The sequence below is a fragment of the Tropicimonas sp. IMCC6043 genome (assembly GCF_004146235.1).
In the GTDB taxonomy this organism is placed as follows: domain Bacteria; phylum Pseudomonadota; class Alphaproteobacteria; order Rhodobacterales; family Rhodobacteraceae; genus Tropicimonas.
Genome location: NZ_SELO01000001.1, coordinates 250,759 through 267,709, shown reverse-complemented (window position 1 = coordinate 267,709; position 16,951 = coordinate 250,759). Strand labels below are relative to the sequence as shown.

The following is a 16,951-nucleotide window of genomic DNA, read 5'->3' as shown; positions in this document are numbered from 1 at the left end:
CAGAAAGATAGGGCGCGATTTTTGGGTTGCGTGTGACGGGAGGACACCAAGTGACTGAAATGACGAGTAGAATAGAGGCGCAGCCCTCTCCGAAGGTCTCCGACGAGATCCGGAAGACCACCTGCTACATGTGCGCCTGCCGCTGCGGGATCAACGTCCACATGCAGGACGGCAAGGTGAAGTATATCGAGGGCAATCGCGACCACCCGGTGAACAAGGGCGTGCTGTGCGCCAAGGGTTCGGCGGGCATCATGCAGCACTACTCGCCCGCCCGTCTGCGCGCGCCGCTGAAACGAGTGGGCCCGCGCGGCTCGGGCGAATTCGAGGAAATCTCCTGGGAGGAGGCCTACGAGATCGCGGTGAGCTGGCTGAAGCCGATCCGCGAGACCGACCCGAAGAAGCTCGCCTTCTTCACCGGCCGTGACCAGAGCCAGAGCTTCACGTCCTTCTGGGCGCAGGCCTATGGCACGCCGAACTACGCCGCGCATGGCGGCTTCTGCTCGGTCAACATGGCCGCGGCCGGCATCTACACGATGGGCGGGGCGTTCTGGGAGTTCGGCCAGCCGGACTGGGACCGCACCAGGCTCATCATGATCTTTGGCGTCGCCGAGGACCATGATTCCAACCCGATCAAGGCCGGCATCGGCAAGCTCAAGGGGCGTGGCGGAAAGGTGATCGGGGTGAACCCGATCCGCTCGGGCTACAATGCCGTGGCCGACGAATGGATCGGAATCACGCCGGGCACGGACGGACTCTTCATCCTGTCGCTCATCCACGAGCTGATGCGGGCGGGCAAGGTCGATGCAGGCTATCTCGCGCGCTACACCAATGCCGGCTTCCTGCTCGACGAGGACGGGCTCTTCCTGCGCAACGAGGAGGGTGTTCCACTGGTGGTCGACAGGGCGACCGGCGACGCCGTGCGCTTCGACACGCCTGGCGCGCTTCCCGACCTGACCAACGGCCTCGAGCGGCAGGGGAAGACCTACCGGACGGTGATGCAGGCGATGGCCGAGGCGTTTCTCGACCCGCAATACGCGCCCGAGGCGGTCGCGGACCGCTGCGGGATCACGCCCGAGCGGATCCGCGCCACCGCCGCCGAGCTTGCCCGCGTCGCCTTCGAGGAGGAGATCGTGCTCGACCAGCCCTGGACGGACTGGAAGGGCCAGCGCCACGAGACCATGGTTGGCCGCCCGGTGAGCTTCCACGCGATGCGCGGAATCTCGGCCCATTCCAACGGCTTCCAGACCTGCCGAGCGCTGCATATCCTTCAAATCTTGCTGGGGTCCGTCGAAGTGCCCGGCGGCTTCCGCTTCAAGCCGCCCTATCCCAAGCCCCCCGAGGCGCACCCGAAGCCCAATGCCGTCGGTCGTCCCGGCCAGCCGCTCGCCGGTCCGCATCTCGGCTTCCCGATGGGGCCGGAGGACCTGCAAATCTGCGAGAACGGCCTGCCGCTCCGGATCGACAAGGCGTTCACCTGGGAGAACCCGTTCTCGGTCCACGGGCTGATGCACATGGTGATCTCCAACGCGCACGCCGGCGACCCGTACAAGATCGACACGCTCTTCATGTACATGGCCAACATGGCGTGGAACTCGTCGATGAACACGTCCGAGGTCATGAAGATGCTGACCGACCGGGACGAAAACGGCGAGTATGTCATCCCCCATATCCTCTATTCGGACGCCTACAGCTCCGAGATGGTGGCCTTCGCAGACCTGATCCTGCCCGACACGACCTATCTCGAGCGGCACGACTGCATCTCGCTGCTCGACCGGCCGATCTGCGAAGCCGAGGCGGCGGCCGACGCGATCCGCTGGCCGGTTCAGGAGCCCGATCGTGATGTGAAGGGCTTCCAGTCCGCGCTCGTCGATCTCGGCGCGCGGCTCGGCCTGCCAGGGTTCGTCAATGAGGATGGCAGCCAGAAATATGCCGACTACGCGGACTACATGGTCCGGCACGAGCGCCGCCCCGGAATAGGCCCTTTGGCCGGCTGGCGCGGCGAGGACGGCGAAAGCGAGGGCAGAGGTGCGCCCAACCCGAACCAGCTCCAGCGCTATATCGAGAATGGCGGATTCTGGATCGGCCACATCCCGGAAGAGGCGCAGTTCTACAAGCCCTGGAACCAGGGGTATCAGGACTGGGCCGTGAAAATCGGCTTGTTCGACAAGCCGTTGCCCTACGTCTTTAATCTTTACGTGGAGCCTCTCCGCAAGCTCCAGCGCGCCGCCGAGGGCCACGGCGCCTGCCAGCCGCCCGAGCATCTGCGCGACCGGGTCAAGGCGACCTGCACGCCGCTGCCGGTCTGGTACGAACCCTTCGAGGAGGCCGCCGTCGACAAGGCGGAATACCCGATCCACGCGCTGACTCAGCGACCGATGCACATGTATCACTCCTGGGGCTCGCAGAATGCCTGGCTGCGGCAGATCACGAACGTCAACCGGCTCTACATTCCCGGCGGGATCTGGGAGGCCGAGGGCTTCGAAGATGGCGACTGGGCCGAAGTCACATCGCCCCACGGCCGGATCAAGGTGCCGGTGGCGCGGATGGACGCGCTCAACGCGGAGACGATCTGGACCTGGAACGCCATCGGCAAGCGGCGCGGCGCCTGGGCGCTCGACGAGGCTGCGCCGGAAGCCGAAAAGGGGTTTCTCCTAAATCACCTGATCCACGAGCTGCTGCCGCCGAAGGGCGATGGCCGTCGCTGGGCCAATTCGGATCCGATCACCGGCCAGGCCGCCTGGTTCGACCTCCGGGTGAAGATCCGCCGCGTGCCGCCGGACGGCCCGTCCGAACCCGCGCACGAGGCTCAGGCATCGCCGGTGGGCCGCGGTCCCGCGGATGTCGCCTACGGGGAGGGGTTCAAATGACCGCGCTTCCCACCAAGACAGATCGCAAGCTCGGCCTCGTGATCGACCTGGACACCTGCGTCGGCTGCCACGCCTGCGTGATCAACTGCAAGGAATGGAACACTTCGAATTATGGCGTGCCGCTCTCGGATTCAGACGCCTATGGCGCGGCCCCGGAGGGGACCTTCCTGAACCGCGTTCATTCCTACGAAGTGACTCCGGAGGCCGGCCCCGCCCAGGCGGTGCATTTCCCGAAATCCTGCCTGCATTGCGACGACGCGCCCTGCGTCACGGTCTGCCCCACGGGCGCCAGCTACAAACGCGGCGAGGACGGCATCGTCCTGGTCGACGAAAGCGCCTGCATGGGTTGCGGGCTCTGCGCCTGGGCCTGCCCCTACGGCGCGCGGGAACTCGACGCGCTGGCCGGCGTGATGAAGAAATGCACCCTCTGCGTCGACCGGATCTACAACCAGAACCTGCCGGAGGAGGACCGCGAGCCGGCCTGCGTGCGGACCTGCCCGGCAGGCGCGCGGCATTTCGGTGATCTCGGCGACCCGGAGAGCGACGTGTCGCGGCTCGTCGCCGCGCGTGGCGGTGTCGACCTGATGCCCGAGATGGGCACACGGCCGGTCAACAAGTATCTGCCGCCGCGCGTCAAGGATCGCATGACGCAGGAGGCCGAGCCGCTGCCGTCGCGGACAGACGGCCCGTCCGGCTTCCTGAAATGGCTCGATTCGGCTCTGGAGGCGCTCTGATGCATCCCGCTCCTTCCGTTATCGTGTTCACCGCGCTTTCCGGCCTCGGCTTCGGCCTTTTGACATGGCTCGGGCTGGGACAGCCCGATGTCCTGGGCTGGGCAGCCTTCGGAATGTATTTCCTGGCCTACGCGCTCGCGGTCGGCGGCCTGCTGGCGTCGGCCTTCCATCTTGGCAATCCGAAGAACGCGCCGCGCGCCTTCAGCCAGTGGCGCACGAGCTGGCTCAGCCGCGAGGCGGTGATCTCGGTCGCCGCGCTGCTGACGGTCGCGCCCTTCGCCTTCGGTCGGATCTTCCTCGGCGGCGCGCCCGGCTGGCTCGGGCTGCTTGGCGCGGTGCTCTGTCTCGCCACCGTCTTCAGCACGTCGATGATCTACACTCAGCTCAAGACGGTCCCGCGCTGGTCCCAACCGCTCACGCCGGTGCTGTTTGTCGCTTACGCGCTCGCCGGCGGGGCGCTGCTGGCCGGCCAGTCCACCGCGGCAGGTGTTCTGCTGGTGCTGCTCGGCGGAACCCAGCTCGCTGCCTGGCACATCGGCGACGGGCGCTTTGCCGCCTCCGGCGCGACCCTTGAGACCGCCACCGGCCTCGGCGCCATTGGCCGGGTGCGCCTGCTCGAACCGCCGCATTCGGGCGGCAACTACCTGCTCAGGGAGATGGCCTTTGACGTCGGACGCAAGCACGCGGCCAAGCTCAGGGTCGTCGGCCTCGTGCTGGCGGTGGTGCTGCCGCTGCTGATCGTGCTGTTGGCGCCCAATAACCTCGTCGCGATCGGCCTCGCCGTGCTCCTGCATCTCACGGGCGTCTTCGCCGCGCGCTGGCTGTTCTTTGCCGAGGCGCAGCACGTGGTCTCGCTCTACTACGGAAAATAGGCCGGCAAACGGCCCAACAGGGAAAGAATTCCATGAAAAAAGTCATCCTGGCGCGCCTGTCGCTGATCACGCCGCCCGGGCTGCGCACGGACCTTCTGACCTCCGGCATGGTCCGTCCCGAACAGGTCTCGGCCGAGGACGGCAAGGTTCTCGTGCCGGTCAACGTGCCCGAGGATTTCGCCGGCGACATCGCGGAGACTCAGCGGCTCATCGAGGAGCGGCTGTCGGGACTCGAGGGCGTCGAGAAGCTCCTCGTCGTTCTGACCTCCGAGCGCGCCGCGCCGCCGCCGCCGCCCGAGCCGCCGAAGCTCCGGAAACGCCCGACCGAGGCGCCCGGCCGCGACATGCGTCCGCATTCCGCCGCCGTTCCGGGCGTGAAGACCATTGTCGCGGTGGCCTCCGGCAAGGGAGGTGTCGGCAAGTCCACCACCTCGGTCAACCTCGCCCTCGCGTTGCGCGGGCTCGGCCTGAAGGTCGGCCTTCTGGACGCCGATATCTACGGGCCGTCGATGCCGCGGCTGCTCGACATCCACGAGCGCCCGGAGATCGAGGACGAGCGCATCCGGCCGGTAGAGAAATACGGGCTGAAGGTGATGTCGATGGGGTTCCTCATGGAGGAGGACAACCCGGTGATCTGGCGCGGGCCGATGGTGGTGACGGCGCTGATGCAGATGACCCGCGAAGTCGACTGGGGCGAGCTTGACGTGATGGTGCTCGACATGCCGCCGGGTACCGGCGACGCGCAGCTTACCATGGCCCAGCAGGTGCCGCTCCAGGGTGCGGTCATCGTCTCGACGCCGCAGGACCTCGCCCTCATCGATGCCCGCAAGGGTCTGAAGATGTTCAAGAAGGTCGATGTGCCGATCTTCGGCATCGTCGAGAACATGTCGACTTTCATTTGCCCGCATTGCGGCAAGCCCTCGGATATTTTCGGCCGCGGCGGCGCCGAGGAAGACGCAAAGCGACTCGGCGTGCCCTTCCTCGGTGCGATCCCGCTTCACATGTCGATCCGCGAGCATTCGGATGCCGGCACGCCGGTGGTGATGTCCGAGCCCGACAGCCTGCACGCCAAGCATTATCGCGATATCGCGCTGAAGGTGGCGACGCGGCTCTTCCCCGAGGAAGACGAGGACTGACCGCGGCACACGGGCGACCGGCCCCGTGGCCGGCTCACGCCTCGCCGGCCTGCCTGCCGCGCGAGAGGACGAGGCGCATCTGCTTCTCGATCTCCAGAAATGCGAGGACCAGCGCGCCGATGCCGACGATCAGAAGACCGTCCAACAGAGGGACCGCAGCCGTCCCGAAGGCGGCTTGAAGCGGTGGCAGGTAGGTCAGCGCAAATTGCGCCGCGGTGACCGTCAACAGGCAGGCCCAGAGGACCGGCGTGCCCCGGGCCGCTTTCCAGGTCATTGACGTGCCGTGGAGATGGCGGATGTAGAAGAGATAGGCGATCTCCAGAACCACCAGCATGTTCATCGCCATCGTCCGCGCCAGCTCGAGCGAATAGCCGGCGCCGCTCGCGTAGAAGAAGATCCCGAAGACGGCGCAGAGAAACAGCGTCGAGGCGAAGACGATCTGCCAGGCCAGCGCGCCGGTCAGCACGGGCGCATCGCGTGGCCGCGGCGGACGGCGCATCGTGCCCGCCTCGGCCGGTTCGAAGGCGAGCGCCAGTCCGAGCGTGACGGCGGTGATCAGGTTCACCCAGAGGATCTGCACGGCGGTGATCGGCAGCGCCATTCCGGCAAAGAGCGCCAGCACGATGGTGAGCCCTTCGCTGGCATTGGTCGGCAGTGTCCAGCTGATGACCTTGGTGATGTTGTCGTAGACCGTGCGCCCCTCGCGCACGGCCGCGACTATCGAAGCGAAATTGTCGTCCGCCAGCACGAATTCCGCCGCGTCCTTGGCGGCCTCGCTGCCCTTCTGTCCCATGGCGATCCCCGCATCGGCGCGCTTCAGCGCCGGGGCGTCATTGACCCCGTCGCCGGTCATGGCGACGGTCAGGCCGTGCGCCTGAAGCGCCATCACCAGGCGCAGTTTGTGCGCCGGAGAGGTGCGGGCGAAGATGTCTGTCGTCACCGCGGCTTCGGCGAAGGCGGCATCGTCCATCGCCTCGATGTCGTTGCCGGTCAGCACCTGTTGCGTGGCTCTGAGCCCGATCCGCTCGGCGATTGCCTGCGCCGTGGCGGCGTGGTCGCCGGTGACCATCTTCACGCGGATGCCGGCCGCGTTGCACTCTGCCACCGCTGCGATGGCCTCGTCCCGCGGCGGGTCTATCAGTCCGATCAACCCGATCAAGGTGAGGGTTTCGTCGAGATCGGATGAGTTCAGGACGACGTGATCCGGCGGCACGGACCGGACCGCCACGGCGATGACCCGCTGGCCCTCCGCGGCGAGGTCCTCGACCATCCCGTGCCAATACGCGCTGTCCAGCGGCTCCGTGCCGCCATCGGGCGCGCGCTGATCGGCGCACATCGCCAGAATTCTCTCGGGAGCGCCCTTGGCGTGAATGCGGGCGTGTCCCTCGTGGTCGTGATGCAGCGTCGCCATGTAGCGATGTGCCGAGTCGAAGGCGATCGCGTCGGTTCGCCGCCACTGGCGGAACGGGTCTGCGCCTTCCCGGGTGATCTTGCCGGCCAGCGCGACAAGCGCCCCCTCCATCGGGTCGCCTTCGACGTGCCAGCCGTCCGGCGCACCGTTCAGCGTCGCGTCGTTGCAGAGCCCGGCGGCCCGGGCGAACTCCGTCAGCACCGCGTGTTCGTCCGGATGCGCGTCGGCCTCGCGCCATGTGACGGCCCCCTCGGGCGCGTAGCCGCGGCCGGCGACCGAATAGAGATGCCCCGCTGCAGCCAGTGTGGTCGCCATCATCTCGTTGCGGGTGAGCGTGCCGGTCTTGTCCGAACAGATCACCGACACCGCGCCGAGCGTCTCGATCGCCGGCAGCCTCCGAACGATCGCATTGCGCCGCGCCATCGCCTGCACGCCGACCGCGAGCGTGATCGTGAGGACGGCCGGCAGCCCCTCGGGAATCGCTGCGACCGAGAGGCCGACAACGGCCATGAACAGGTCCGCAAATTCGAGCTTGCCGACGAAATATCCGTAGGCAAGCAGGGTCGCGGCCACCAGCAGGATGAAGAGGGTCAGCCACCTGGCGAAGACATCCATCTGGCGGACCAGCGGCGTGGTCAGGGTCTCGACCTCCGACAGCATTCCGCTGATCCGGCCGATCTCGGTGTCCGGCCCGGTCGCGACGACCACGCCGCGGCCGGTACCCGCGCCGACCAGCGTGCCGGAATACATCATCGAGCGGCGTTCGCCGAGATCCGCCTCCTGCGCGACCGGGGCGATGCCCTTGTCGACGGGAACCGACTCCCCGGTCAGGATCGCCTCCTCTACACGCAGGCCGCGCGCCTCGATCAGTCGCAGGTCGGCCGGAACGCGGTCGCCCGGGCCGAGAAGGACGATATCGCCCGGCACCAGCTCCGCCGCGTCGAGGCTGGTCCGCCGCCCGTCGCGCAGCATCGACGAGTGGAGCGCCAGCATGCCCCGGATCGCGTCCATCGCGTTCTCTGCCCGGCCTTCCTGAAGGAATCCGATGATCGCGTTGACCCAGACCACCGCTAGGATGACTCCGGTATCCACCCAGTGCTGAAGCGCCGCCGTGACCGCAGCCGCGCCGATCAGGACATAGATCAGGACGCTCCGCAACTGCGCGAGCAGGCGAAAGGCGGCATGGCGCCGGGGAGGGTCGGGGAGGCGGTTGGGGCCGTGCGCCGCGAGGCGGCGCGCAGCCTCTGCGCTGTCGAGCCCGTCGGCCGTCGTCCGAAGGGTGTCGAGCACAGTCCCCACGGTGTTCGCGTGGAAGGCGGGAACAGCCTCGTCCGGCATCGGTCCTCGCACATGGCTAACCGGGCGCCCCGGTCCATTTGACACGGGTGCCATGGTAGTCTGATGGCCGGACCTCCGCCTTGACACGGCTCAGGGACGGACCTCGGCACGCCGAAAAATCGTCAGGGAGCCGGGGCAGGGCCCCGTATGTGGGACGTCGGTCCCGGCTCCCGCGGGCCGTGTTGGACGCCTGTCAGAACCGGGTTTGGTTCCAGACGTCCCTGCCAGCACATGACGGGTGGCTTCAGCGGCACTGAACAAGGCGTGGCGCCCCTGGACGGAGACAAGGACGCGACTGCACGCCCTTCATTGGAGCGCCGGTGCCCCACAGCGGGCGTGCCGCGGGTGCACCTCCGCTCAGGCGATGGCTTCCATCGTCTTCACCCCGATTGCACCGCCGAGGACGATGCAGAGGAAGGTGATGACCGATCCGATGGCCAGCGTCGAGATCCCCGTGAGCCCCTGACCCACGGTGCAACCGAGCGCGAGAACCCCGCCGATCCCCATAAGCGCCGCGCCGAACATGTTGCGGATCGAATCCGCCTGGTCGGCAAAGGTGGTGAGGTGCAGCCGCCCCATCGACACCGCCCCGAGGAAGCCGCCAATCAATGCCCCGGCCACCGTCACGATGCCGAAGCCCGGTGCGCCGAGCGCGGTGAAGCGCATGACGTAGTCGATGGAATCGCCCACCGGCCGGACATAGCTCAGCGAGATCAGGGTCGGATTGTCGGCAAACTCGTCATAGGCAAGCCCGGTCAGCGCCCAGCCGACGACAACGCAGAGCCCGATGCCGATGCCCGCAATCAGGTTGCGGCGCGACGCGCGGAACGCAGGGTCCTTGAAACAATAGGCGAGCAGCAGGCCGGCGACGACCAGCGCGGTCAGAAGCGTGGCAAACCCGGCCGACATGCCGGAGGCGGTCGCGAGCGCCTCCCCAAGCCGCTGCGTCTCCATCCCGGATGCAGAGAGGTCGGTTTCGAGTGGCGTGAAGAGCGCCACCCGCAGTGGGCCGAGCAGGCCGCCGATGGTCATGTAGCCGAAGATGCCGGTGATCAGCAGCACCACGATCGAGCGTAGGTCACCGCCGCCGGCGCGCACGAGGTTGCGGCTGATGCAGCCGCCCGAGAACACCATTCCGAAGCCGAAGATGAGCCCGCCAACTGCGTTGGCGCCCCAGGCCAGAGTGGGAGTCTGATACATCGAGAGCGAGACGTCGGCCACGCCGATGCCCTCCAGCAGCAGCACGCCAAGGATTGCCACCGCGATGGCCAAGAGCCAGGCGCGGAAGCGATTGCGGTCGCCGAAAGACAGGATGTCGGAGATCGACCCCATCGTACAGAAATTGGTCCGGTAAACGATGAACCCGAAAACGATGCCGAGCAGCAAGCCCCCCCAGCCGACATAGAATGCGGCGGACTCCACCACCGCCTCTTTCAAGGATTCGATCACTGTCCCCCCCTTTGGTCGTTCGATTGTTTCTTGTTGCGTTCATGTCGAGACATAAACGTATAATGATCTTAGTATTCGTTTATCCGATCTGTCTACTGCCGGCAGCGGCGTGAGCAAAACCCGTTGTGATTGGACGGCGGGGTGGCCTGTCGGGCATCCTCCTTTCATGAATCATCTTGCCACGATCACTGCCGCGGCCGGCCTTGCCGCCATAGCCGCCGCACACGCCGACGCGGACGGGATCGAGGTCGATCTCGAACTGGTGCTGATGGTCGACGTGTCGCGCTCGATGACCGAGAACGAGCTGGAGATCCAGCGCCTCGGCTATGCGGCGGCGCTTCAGACCGACGCGGTCTATGCCGCCGTCCAGTCCGGCATGCTCGGGCGTGTCGCGCTCAGCTATGTCGAATGGGCTGGCACGCAGCAGGTCATCGTCGACTGGCGGCTGCTCGAGACCCGCGAGGATCTCGCCGCCTTCGCCGACACGCTCAGCGCCAATTTCAACCCGGCCCTGCGCCGCACCTCGATCTCCGAGGCGCTGCTTTTCGGCGCCGAGATGATCGAAAACAACGAATACGCCGGTCTTCGCAAGGTCATCGACATTTCGGGCGACGGCCCCAACAACGACGGACGCCCGGTGACCTTCGCCCGCGACCGTGTTCTGGCCGAGGGGATCACGATCAACGGCCTGCCGCTGCTTACGCGCGAGGGCATGGGCAGCCAGTGGCATCTCGAGCATCTCGACATCTATTACGAGACTTGCGTGATCGGCGGGCCGGGCGCCTTCGTGGTCCCGGTGCTGGACTGGCAGGATTTCGCGGAGGCCGTGCGCCGCAAGCTGGTGCTCGAAATGGCTTCACAGTCGCCCGCCGAAACGCTGCGGCCGGCGCAAATGCTGCTGCGCGACCCCTATGACTGCATGATCGGCGAGAAGATGTGGCAGGAGCGGCGGCGGTACTGGGACTACCAATGACCGGGACGTATCAGACCGCGCCGAGCCGCGTGATCTGACCCTGAAGTTCGGCGGCGGTGAGGAGCGCCCGGCCAGTCGTCATGACCATCGCCGGCAGGATCATCCATTCCAGCGTCCAGGCGGCGCCCGAGCGTTCCTGTTCATGCAGCATCGCCTGATGCATGCCGGGCAGCAGCACGGCGTTGTGCCGGGCGAGGGTCACGAGCAGTTCGGCGCGGACGGGGTTTTGCTTGTGCGGCATGGCCGAACTGCCGCCGCCGCCGGCGATCGCCACTTCGTTCACGCCCTGTTGCGCCATCATGCCGATGTCCTGCCCGAACTTGCCGAGCGTCGCGGTAACGCGGGAGAGCCAGCCAGCATATTCCGCCAGCGATCCGCGCGCCGCGTGCCAGGCGCGGGGGGGATTGCCGAGGTCGAGCCGCCGGGCGAGGGCGTCGGCCACCGCATCGCCATGGGGCGCCAGCGCGGCACGGTTGCCGACCGGGCCACCAAACTGCAGGATCTCGATCCGGGTCCGAAGTGCGCCGAGCCCGGCCCGCTCTTCCGCCAGAGACAGCCGCCAGCCGGCCAGCCGGTCGGAGACCCGGATCGGCAGAGCGGCCTGCATCCGCGTCCGTCCCATCATAGGCGCGTCGCCGAAACGCGCATCGAGCGAAGTGAACCCTTCGTCAAGCGCGCCAAGGCGGGCATCGAGAAGGGCATTGGCATCGCGCAGGATGCGCACAATGGCGGTGTCGACGAGGTCCTGGCTTGTGGCGCCGCGATGCACCGCGGGCAGGCCCTCGTCGCCGACATGCGCCTTGAGCTGGCGGACGAAATCCGGCACCGGCACGCCGTCGACCGGCACCGACGCGGCGATCCGCTCGGGATCGGCGACGAAGGTCGCCATTCGGGCCACAGCGGTCTCGGCGGTTGCGGGCGGCACGACGCCGGCCTCCGCCAGCGCTCCGGCGAGGGCGATTTCGAAGTTCAGGAACTCTGCAAGGAAACGATCGCGCGACCAGAGAGCTTCGATCTCGGGATCGGAGAAGAGCGGCGCGAAGATGTGGCCGGGATAGGCGAGGGGGGTCATGCAGCCTCCGCGGGATCGCTTCGCAGATTGATCGTTCGTGTCCAGGCGCGGAGTAAAGGCCGCAGGCCGCCGCGCCATCGCCGGGCCGCGCACGAAACCGGCCGTTGGCCGAACGGACGAACCAAAATCCGTATCACCTCTCCGAGACCCCTTGCTTGCGTCGATATCCGGGCCATGTGACGCCGAACGGGACCGCCGGTCAATCCGGCGGGCGCCGTCCCTCAGATGTCGAAGAAGACGGTCTCGTCCTCGCCCTGGAGCTTGATGTCGAAACGGTAGACCGGCATGCCGTCGCGCATCGTCCGCTTCGCGATCAGCGTCCGGCGGCGGCGCTCCCATTCGATCAGGTTGATCACGGGGTCCTTTGCGTTGGCCTCCGCCTCGTCGTCGAAATAGATTCGGGTGTTGAGACCGATATTGATGCCGCGGGCGACGATCCAGAGATTGATATGCGGTGCCATCTGCCGGAGGCCGGCATGGCCGCGGCCATAGGTATCGACCAGTTCCTCCTCGGCGGCGGGCCGCACGGACCTGCCCATCTCCGCGCGCGCCGGAACCGGGCCGGGCTTGACGGTGTCGAAGCCCCATTCTCCGGTCTCGAAATCGGTGATCACCCGGCCCCAGCCGCGGAATCCCTCCTCGACCTCGCCAGGGCTCTCCGGATGAGCGTAGACGCCCTCGGAATTGGCCTGCCAGGCCTCGAGCATCACGTCCTTGATCGGAGAGCCGGTGGCGTCGATGACGATGCCCTCGACGCGGATGCGCTCGCCGCGCGCGTTCGGCCCGGCAATGTCCCAGCCGAGCTCCTGGCGGTAGATGTCGAACCCGGCCGCGCCCGGCGCCAGCCCGATATGGACGTAAGGCCCCGCGGTCTGGGAGGGCGTCTCCTTCAGGTAGTCGAGTTTCTGCACCATGTTCCCCTCCCTCAGAGCCGGTTTTCGAACAGCGTCGCGCGGCGGCCGCGCAGGACGACGTCGAACTTGTAGGCGATGGAATCGAGCGGCACGGAGGCGTTCATGTCGAGCGCCGCGACGAGCTGCGCCTGTGCCGGCAGGCCCGGGATCGTGTTGACGATCGGGCATTTCTCGATCAGCGGGTCGCCCTCGAAATAGCACTGGGTGATGAGCCGCTGGCAGAAGGCGGTGCCGAAGATCGACATGTGGATATGCGCCGGCCGCCAGGAGTTCACGTAATTTCGCCAGGGATAGGCGCCGGGCTTCACGGTTCGGAAAAAATAGTAGCCGTTCTCGTCGGTGAGCGTCCGCCCGCAGCCGCCGAAATTGGGGTCGATCGGCGCGAGATAGGTGTCTTTCTTGTGCCGGTAGCGGCCGCCCGCATTGGCCTGCCAGATCTCGACCAGCGTGTTCGGAATCGGCCGCGCGTTCTCGTCAAGCACCCGTCCGTGCAGGATGATCCGCTCGCCGATCGCGCTGCTGCCATCCTTGGCGTAGTTGTGGATGAGGTCACGGTCCATCGGGTCGATGTCGTTGTGGCCAAAGGTCGGGCCGGTGATCTCGCTTACCGACTGCTGCAGGCTCAGGAGCGCATATTGCGGCGAGCGGGTGACGCTCGTCTTGTAGACGGGCGTATTGGCGGGCGGGTGCCAGTCCCGGTCGCGCTGGTAGAATTCCGCTGGTGTCGGCATCGCTTGTCTCCTCCTGGGGCCGCGCGCTGGCGCCGGCTCACTCCCTCTCCATCTCTTCGAACGTCTCCCTGGCGAGCTTCAGCGCGTGGTTGGCGCGCGGCACGCCGGCATAGATCGCAACATGCTGGAAGGCTTCCAGCACGTCCTTTTTGCTCGCGCCAGTCCGCGCGGTGGCGCGGATATGCATCGGGATCTCCTCGAAATTCCCCATGGCGGCCAGCAGCGCCAGAGTCAGCATCGAGCGCTCGCGCAGGCTCAGGCCGTCGCCAGCCCAGACCGTCCCCCAGGCGCTTTCGGTGATAAGCTCCTGGAACGGCGCGTCAAAGTCGGTTTTTGCCGCCTCGGCACGGTCGACATGCGCATCGCCCAGCACCTTGCGGCGGACGGACATGCCGGCCTCGTATTTCTCAGACATGTCTGATCTCCTCGAGGAAGTCCGTCAGCAGGCCGGCATAGATCTCCGGCCGTTCGACGCAGGGCAGGTGCCCCGCCTGGTCGATGATCTCCAGCCGCGCGCCGGGGATGCGGGTGACGGTGCCGGCCACCAGCTCCGGCGGGCTCGCGCCGTCCTCCGACCCGGCGATGCCGAGGACAGGCAGCGAGAGACCGGCGCTCGGTTCGCTCAGGTCCGCCGCGGCGATCGCCTCCGCGCAGCCGATATAGCCCTCGCGCGGGGTTCGGGTCATCATGTTGCGCCAGGCTGCGGCCTCGGGCCGGGCGCGGAAGGCGGGGCCGAACCAGCGGTCGAGGACACCGTCGGCCACCGCCTCCAGCGCGCCGGCCCGGATGCTGGCGATGCGGGCGTGCCACATGGCCGGGTCCCCCATCCGGGCGGCGGTGTTCGAGAGCACGAGGGCGCGGACGAGGTCGGGGCGCCGTGCCGCGAGCCCCTGGCCGATCATCCCGCCGAGGGAGAGGCCGACGAAGACGCAGCCCGTCACGTCGAGCGCGTCGAGCAGCGCCTCGGCATCGGTCACCAGATCGTCCATTGCGTAGGGCGCCTCCGGACAGTCCGAGAGCCCGTGGCCGCGCGTGTCGTGGCGGATGATGCGGAGCCCGGCCGGCAGGCGCGGCAGGATCGCGTCCCAGAGCCTGAGATCCGTGCCGAGCGAATTGGCGAAGACGAGCGGCGCGCCCGCAGGGTCGCCCTCGTCGCGGACATGCAGCCCGACGCCATTCGCCTCGATCATCCGCATCAATAGGGCAGCCCGACATAGTTCTGCGCAAAGACCGTCTGCGCGGCGTCGCTCGAGCGGAGGAACTCGATCTCCGCACGCTGCATCTTCAGGTCGAATTCCGACTGGTCCGGGTAGCGGTGGAGCAGGTTTGTCGTGGCCCAGCTGAAGCGCTCCGCCTTCCAGATCCGCGCCAGCGCCTTTTCCGAATAGCGGTCGAGCCCCTCGGCATCGCGCTCCTCGTAGAACTGAACCAGCCCGTGGTAGAGATAGTGGATATCCGAGGCGGCGGTGTTGAGTCCCTTGGCGCCGGTCGGCGGAACGATGTGGGCGGCGTCGCCGCAGAGGAACAGCCGGCCCCACCGCATCGGCTCGGTGACGAAGCTCCGGAGCGGCGCGATGGATTTTTCGATCGACGGGCCGGTGATGAGCACGTCGGCATGCGCCTCCGGGATGCGGCGCTTCAGCTCTTCCCAGAAGGCCGCGTCGGACCAGTCGGCGGGGCTGTCCGACAAGGAGCATTGAATGTAGTAGCGGCTGAGGTTGGCGTTGCGCATCGAGCAAAGCGCGAAGCCCCGCTCGGACCAGGAATAGATCAGCTCGTCATGGACCGGCGGGGTTTCCGACAGGATGCCGAGCCAGCCGAAGGGATAGACCTTCTCGTATTCGCGCCGGACCGTCAGCGGGATGGTCTGCCGGCTGACGCCGTGGAACCCGTCGCAGCCGGCGACAAAATCGCAGTCGATGCGCTGCTCCGCGCCATCCACCCGGTAAGTCACGAAAGGGGAGCCCGTTCCGGCATCGTGAATTTCGACATCCTCGACATTGAAGACGAGCTTGCCGCCCTCGGCCTCCCGCGCGTCGTAGAGGTCGCGCGTCAGCTCGGTCTGGCCATAGACGACCACGTCCCGCCCGGAATGCTCGCGGAAGGAGATACCGAATTCCTCGTTGCCATAGGCGATGACGGTGCCCTCATGGATGAAGCATTCCCGGTCCATCCGCTCACCCACGCCGGCCTCGCGCATCAGCTCGACGAAGCCGGTCTCGAGAATGCCCGCCCGAATCCGTCCAAGCACGTAGTCGCGCGTCTTGCGCTCCAGAACGATGCTGTCGATCCCCTTTCGGTGCAGGAGTTGCGAGAGCAAGAGCCCCGACGGTCCACCGCCGATGATACAGACCTGTGTGCGCATAATGTCCTCCCGAGGCCAGAATGATTTCTTGAAGATCAAAAGTAAAATGAGTTATTGCGGGTCTTAATTGCCGAATTTGGAATGAAACCCGTGATCGACCGCCGCATCAAGTTCCGCCATATCCAGTGCTTCGTGGAGATCGTCCGCCAGAAGAGCATGAAGCGGGCGGCCGAGCGGCTGTTTCTCACGCAGCCGGCGATTTCCAAGACGCTGAAGGAGCTGGAAGAGATCCTCGGCACCTCTCTTCTCCTGCGCAACCGCGCCGGCGTCTCGCTCACCCGGCAGGGAGAGGTGTTCCTGCAATTTGCCGAGATGTCGGTGGCGGCGCTGCAGCAGGGGATCGACGGGGTGCAGCAGGTCGGGCGCGGCGAGAGGCTGAGCCTCTCGGTCGGCGCCTTGCCGAGCGTCGCGGCGCGGCTGATGCCCGAGGTGGCGCGCGAGTTTCTCGAGCTTGCGCCGGAGGTGAACCTGCGCATCACCGACGGACCGCACGGTTACCTGCTCGATCTTCTGCGCCGCGGCAGCCTCGATCTGGTGATCGGCCGGCTCGGACAGCCCGAAGCCATGAAGGGCATCCCCTTCACGCAGCTCTACGACGAGTATGTCGAATTCGTCGTGCGCGCCGGCCACCCGTTGCTCGCGGATCCCGACATGCGGCGGATCGGCGAGTGGATGGTGATCTACCCGCCCGAAGCCTCGGCGATCCGTCCGCTGGTGGAGCGGGTGATGATCGCGCATGGCGTCGGCGAGATCCCGCGGCGGATCGAGAGCGTCTCGGGCGCGTTTGGCCGCAACTATGTCCGGAGTTGCGACGCGATCTGGATCATTTCCGCCGGGGTGGTGGCCAAGGAGATCAGCGAGGGCTCGCTCGTGCGTCTGCCGTTCGACACCTCGCTCACCAAAGGCCCGGTCGGGCTGATGGCGCGGCCGGACAGCCAGCCGAAGCCGGTGGAACAGGTCTTCCGGCTAGCGGTGAAGAACGCGGTGGCGGCGCTGGAGGTGTGAGGCGGGCGCCGGTGGATTCGGAGCCGGAGCAGAGGTTTGCGTCTGGCGCCACGGCGCGGAACAGCGGCCGCAGGCCGCCGCGCC

The 16,951-nt window shown here is 66.9% G+C and carries 14 protein-coding genes; 6 read left to right on the top strand and 8 right to left on the bottom strand.

The window, feature by feature from the left end:
• The first annotated feature begins 59 nt into the window (after positions 1–59).
• Genes EU800_RS01260 through apbC form a run of 4 tightly spaced genes read left to right on the top strand, consistent with a single transcriptional unit; the run spans position 60 to position 5,609 of the window.
• Entirely contained in the window at positions 60–2,867 is a 2,808-nt protein-coding gene (locus tag EU800_RS01260) for a molybdopterin oxidoreductase family protein (protein ID WP_129627666.1), read from the top strand.
• Positions 2,864–3,601, top strand: coding sequence for a 4Fe-4S dicluster domain-containing protein (locus tag EU800_RS01255; RefSeq protein ID WP_129627663.1), 738 nt, complete (start codon positions 2,864–2,866; stop codon positions 3,599–3,601). Before EU800_RS01260 ends, EU800_RS01255 begins: the two co-directional genes overlap by 4 nt.
• Positions 3,601–4,473 (top strand): DmsC/YnfH family molybdoenzyme membrane anchor subunit, encoded by an 873-nt coding sequence (locus EU800_RS01250; RefSeq protein ID WP_129627660.1) that lies wholly within the window; start codon positions 3,601–3,603, stop codon positions 4,471–4,473. Before EU800_RS01255 ends, EU800_RS01250 begins: the two co-directional genes overlap by 1 nt.
• 32 nt (positions 4,474–4,505) lie before the next feature.
• Entirely contained in the window at positions 4,506–5,609 is a 1,104-nt protein-coding gene (gene apbC / locus EU800_RS01245; RefSeq protein ID WP_129627657.1) for an iron-sulfur cluster carrier protein ApbC, read from the top strand.
• Positions 5,610–5,643: 34 nt separating this feature from the next.
• Here the strand turns inward: apbC and EU800_RS01240 are convergent, their stop codons facing one another.
• Together EU800_RS01240 and EU800_RS01235 are read right to left on the bottom strand one after the other, a co-directional pair.
• On the bottom strand, positions 5,644–8,358 hold the full coding sequence (locus EU800_RS01240) for a cation-transporting P-type ATPase (protein ID WP_129627654.1): 2,715 nt from the start codon (positions 8,356–8,358) through the stop codon (positions 5,644–5,646).
• 357 nt (positions 8,359–8,715) lie between these two features.
• The gene (locus EU800_RS01235; protein ID WP_129627651.1) at positions 8,716–9,807 is read right to left on the bottom strand and encodes a YeeE/YedE family protein; all 1,092 of its coding nucleotides are present in this window, start codon (positions 9,805–9,807) and stop codon (positions 8,716–8,718) included.
• Positions 9,808–9,973: 166 nt separating this feature from the next.
• Here EU800_RS01235 and EU800_RS01230 point away from each other — a divergent pair, with 166 nt between their 5' ends.
• Entirely contained in the window at positions 9,974–10,780 is an 807-nt protein-coding gene (locus EU800_RS01230) for a DUF1194 domain-containing protein (protein ID WP_129627648.1), read from the top strand.
• A 10-nt stretch (positions 10,781–10,790) separates the two neighbouring features.
• Here EU800_RS01230 and EU800_RS01225 read toward each other — a convergent pair whose 3' ends face one another.
• From EU800_RS01225 to pobA, 6 genes are all read right to left on the bottom strand, one after another.
• Positions 10,791–11,852 carry a 3-carboxy-cis,cis-muconate cycloisomerase gene (locus EU800_RS01225; protein ID WP_129627645.1) on the bottom strand — a complete coding sequence of 354 codons (1,062 nt, stop codon included), beginning with the start codon at positions 11,850–11,852 and terminating at the stop codon, positions 10,791–10,793.
• 221 nt (positions 11,853–12,073) lie between these two features.
• Positions 12,074–12,766, bottom strand: coding sequence for a protocatechuate 3,4-dioxygenase subunit alpha (locus tag EU800_RS01220; RefSeq protein ID WP_129627642.1), 693 nt, complete (start codon positions 12,764–12,766; stop codon positions 12,074–12,076).
• Positions 12,767–12,777: 11 nt separating this feature from the next.
• Positions 12,778–13,497: a protocatechuate 3,4-dioxygenase subunit beta gene (gene pcaH / locus EU800_RS01215; protein WP_129627640.1), complete on the bottom strand. Its 720-nt coding sequence runs from the start codon at positions 13,495–13,497 to the stop codon at positions 12,778–12,780.
• A 37-nt stretch (positions 13,498–13,534) separates the two neighbouring features.
• Complete coding sequence (gene pcaC, locus EU800_RS01210) at positions 13,535–13,912, bottom strand: 4-carboxymuconolactone decarboxylase (RefSeq protein ID WP_129627637.1); 378 nt, start codon at positions 13,910–13,912, stop codon at positions 13,535–13,537.
• Positions 13,905–14,693 carry a 3-oxoadipate enol-lactonase gene (pcaD, locus tag EU800_RS01205; RefSeq protein ID WP_129627634.1) on the bottom strand — a complete coding sequence of 263 codons (789 nt, stop codon included), beginning with the start codon at positions 14,691–14,693 and terminating at the stop codon, positions 13,905–13,907. Before pcaD ends, pcaC begins: the two co-directional genes overlap by 8 nt.
• A complete protein-coding gene (gene pobA / locus EU800_RS01200) occupies positions 14,693–15,862 on the bottom strand; it encodes a 4-hydroxybenzoate 3-monooxygenase (RefSeq protein WP_129627631.1) in 1,170 nt (389 codons plus the stop codon). The genes pcaD and pobA overlap by 1 nt, the downstream gene beginning before the upstream one ends.
• Positions 15,863–15,943: 81 nt before the next feature.
• Between pobA and pcaQ the strand changes: the two genes are divergently transcribed.
• Positions 15,944–16,867, top strand: coding sequence for a pca operon transcription factor PcaQ (pcaQ, locus tag EU800_RS01195; RefSeq protein ID WP_129627628.1), 924 nt, complete (start codon positions 15,944–15,946; stop codon positions 16,865–16,867).
• Positions 16,868–16,951 lie beyond the last annotated feature (84 nt).

What these genes read in the sequence shown, in the direction of transcription:
- EU800_RS01260 (WP_129627666.1), top strand. Translation starts at nt 60, where the DNA reads ATGACGAGTAGAATAGAGGCGCAGCCCTCTCCGAAGGTCTCCGACGAG.
- EU800_RS01255 (WP_129627663.1), top strand. Translation starts at nt 2,864, where the DNA reads ATGACCGCGCTTCCCACCAAGACAGATCGCAAGCTCGGCCTCGTGATC.
- EU800_RS01250 (WP_129627660.1), top strand. Translation starts at nt 3,601, where the DNA reads ATGCATCCCGCTCCTTCCGTTATCGTGTTCACCGCGCTTTCCGGCCTC.
- apbC (WP_129627657.1), top strand. Translation starts at nt 4,506, where the DNA reads ATGAAAAAAGTCATCCTGGCGCGCCTGTCGCTGATCACGCCGCCCGGG.
- EU800_RS01240 (WP_129627654.1), bottom strand. Translation starts at nt 8,358, where the DNA reads ATGCCGGACGAGGCTGTTCCCGCCTTCCACGCGAACACCGTGGGGACT.
- EU800_RS01230 (WP_129627648.1), top strand. Translation starts at nt 9,974, where the DNA reads ATGAATCATCTTGCCACGATCACTGCCGCGGCCGGCCTTGCCGCCATA.
- EU800_RS01225 (WP_129627645.1), bottom strand. Translation starts at nt 11,852, where the DNA reads ATGACCCCCCTCGCCTATCCCGGCCACATCTTCGCGCCGCTCTTCTCC.
- EU800_RS01220 (WP_129627642.1), bottom strand. Translation starts at nt 12,766, where the DNA reads ATGGTGCAGAAACTCGACTACCTGAAGGAGACGCCCTCCCAGACCGCG.
- pcaH (WP_129627640.1), bottom strand. Translation starts at nt 13,497, where the DNA reads ATGCCGACACCAGCGGAATTCTACCAGCGCGACCGGGACTGGCACCCG.
- pcaC (WP_129627637.1), bottom strand. Translation starts at nt 13,912, where the DNA reads ATGTCTGAGAAATACGAGGCCGGCATGTCCGTCCGCCGCAAGGTGCTG.
- pcaD (WP_129627634.1), bottom strand. Translation starts at nt 14,693, where the DNA reads ATGCGGATGATCGAGGCGAATGGCGTCGGGCTGCATGTCCGCGACGAG.
- pobA (WP_129627631.1), bottom strand. Translation starts at nt 15,862, where the DNA reads ATGCGCACACAGGTCTGTATCATCGGCGGTGGACCGTCGGGGCTCTTG.
- pcaQ (WP_129627628.1), top strand. Translation starts at nt 15,944, where the DNA reads ATGAAACCCGTGATCGACCGCCGCATCAAGTTCCGCCATATCCAGTGC.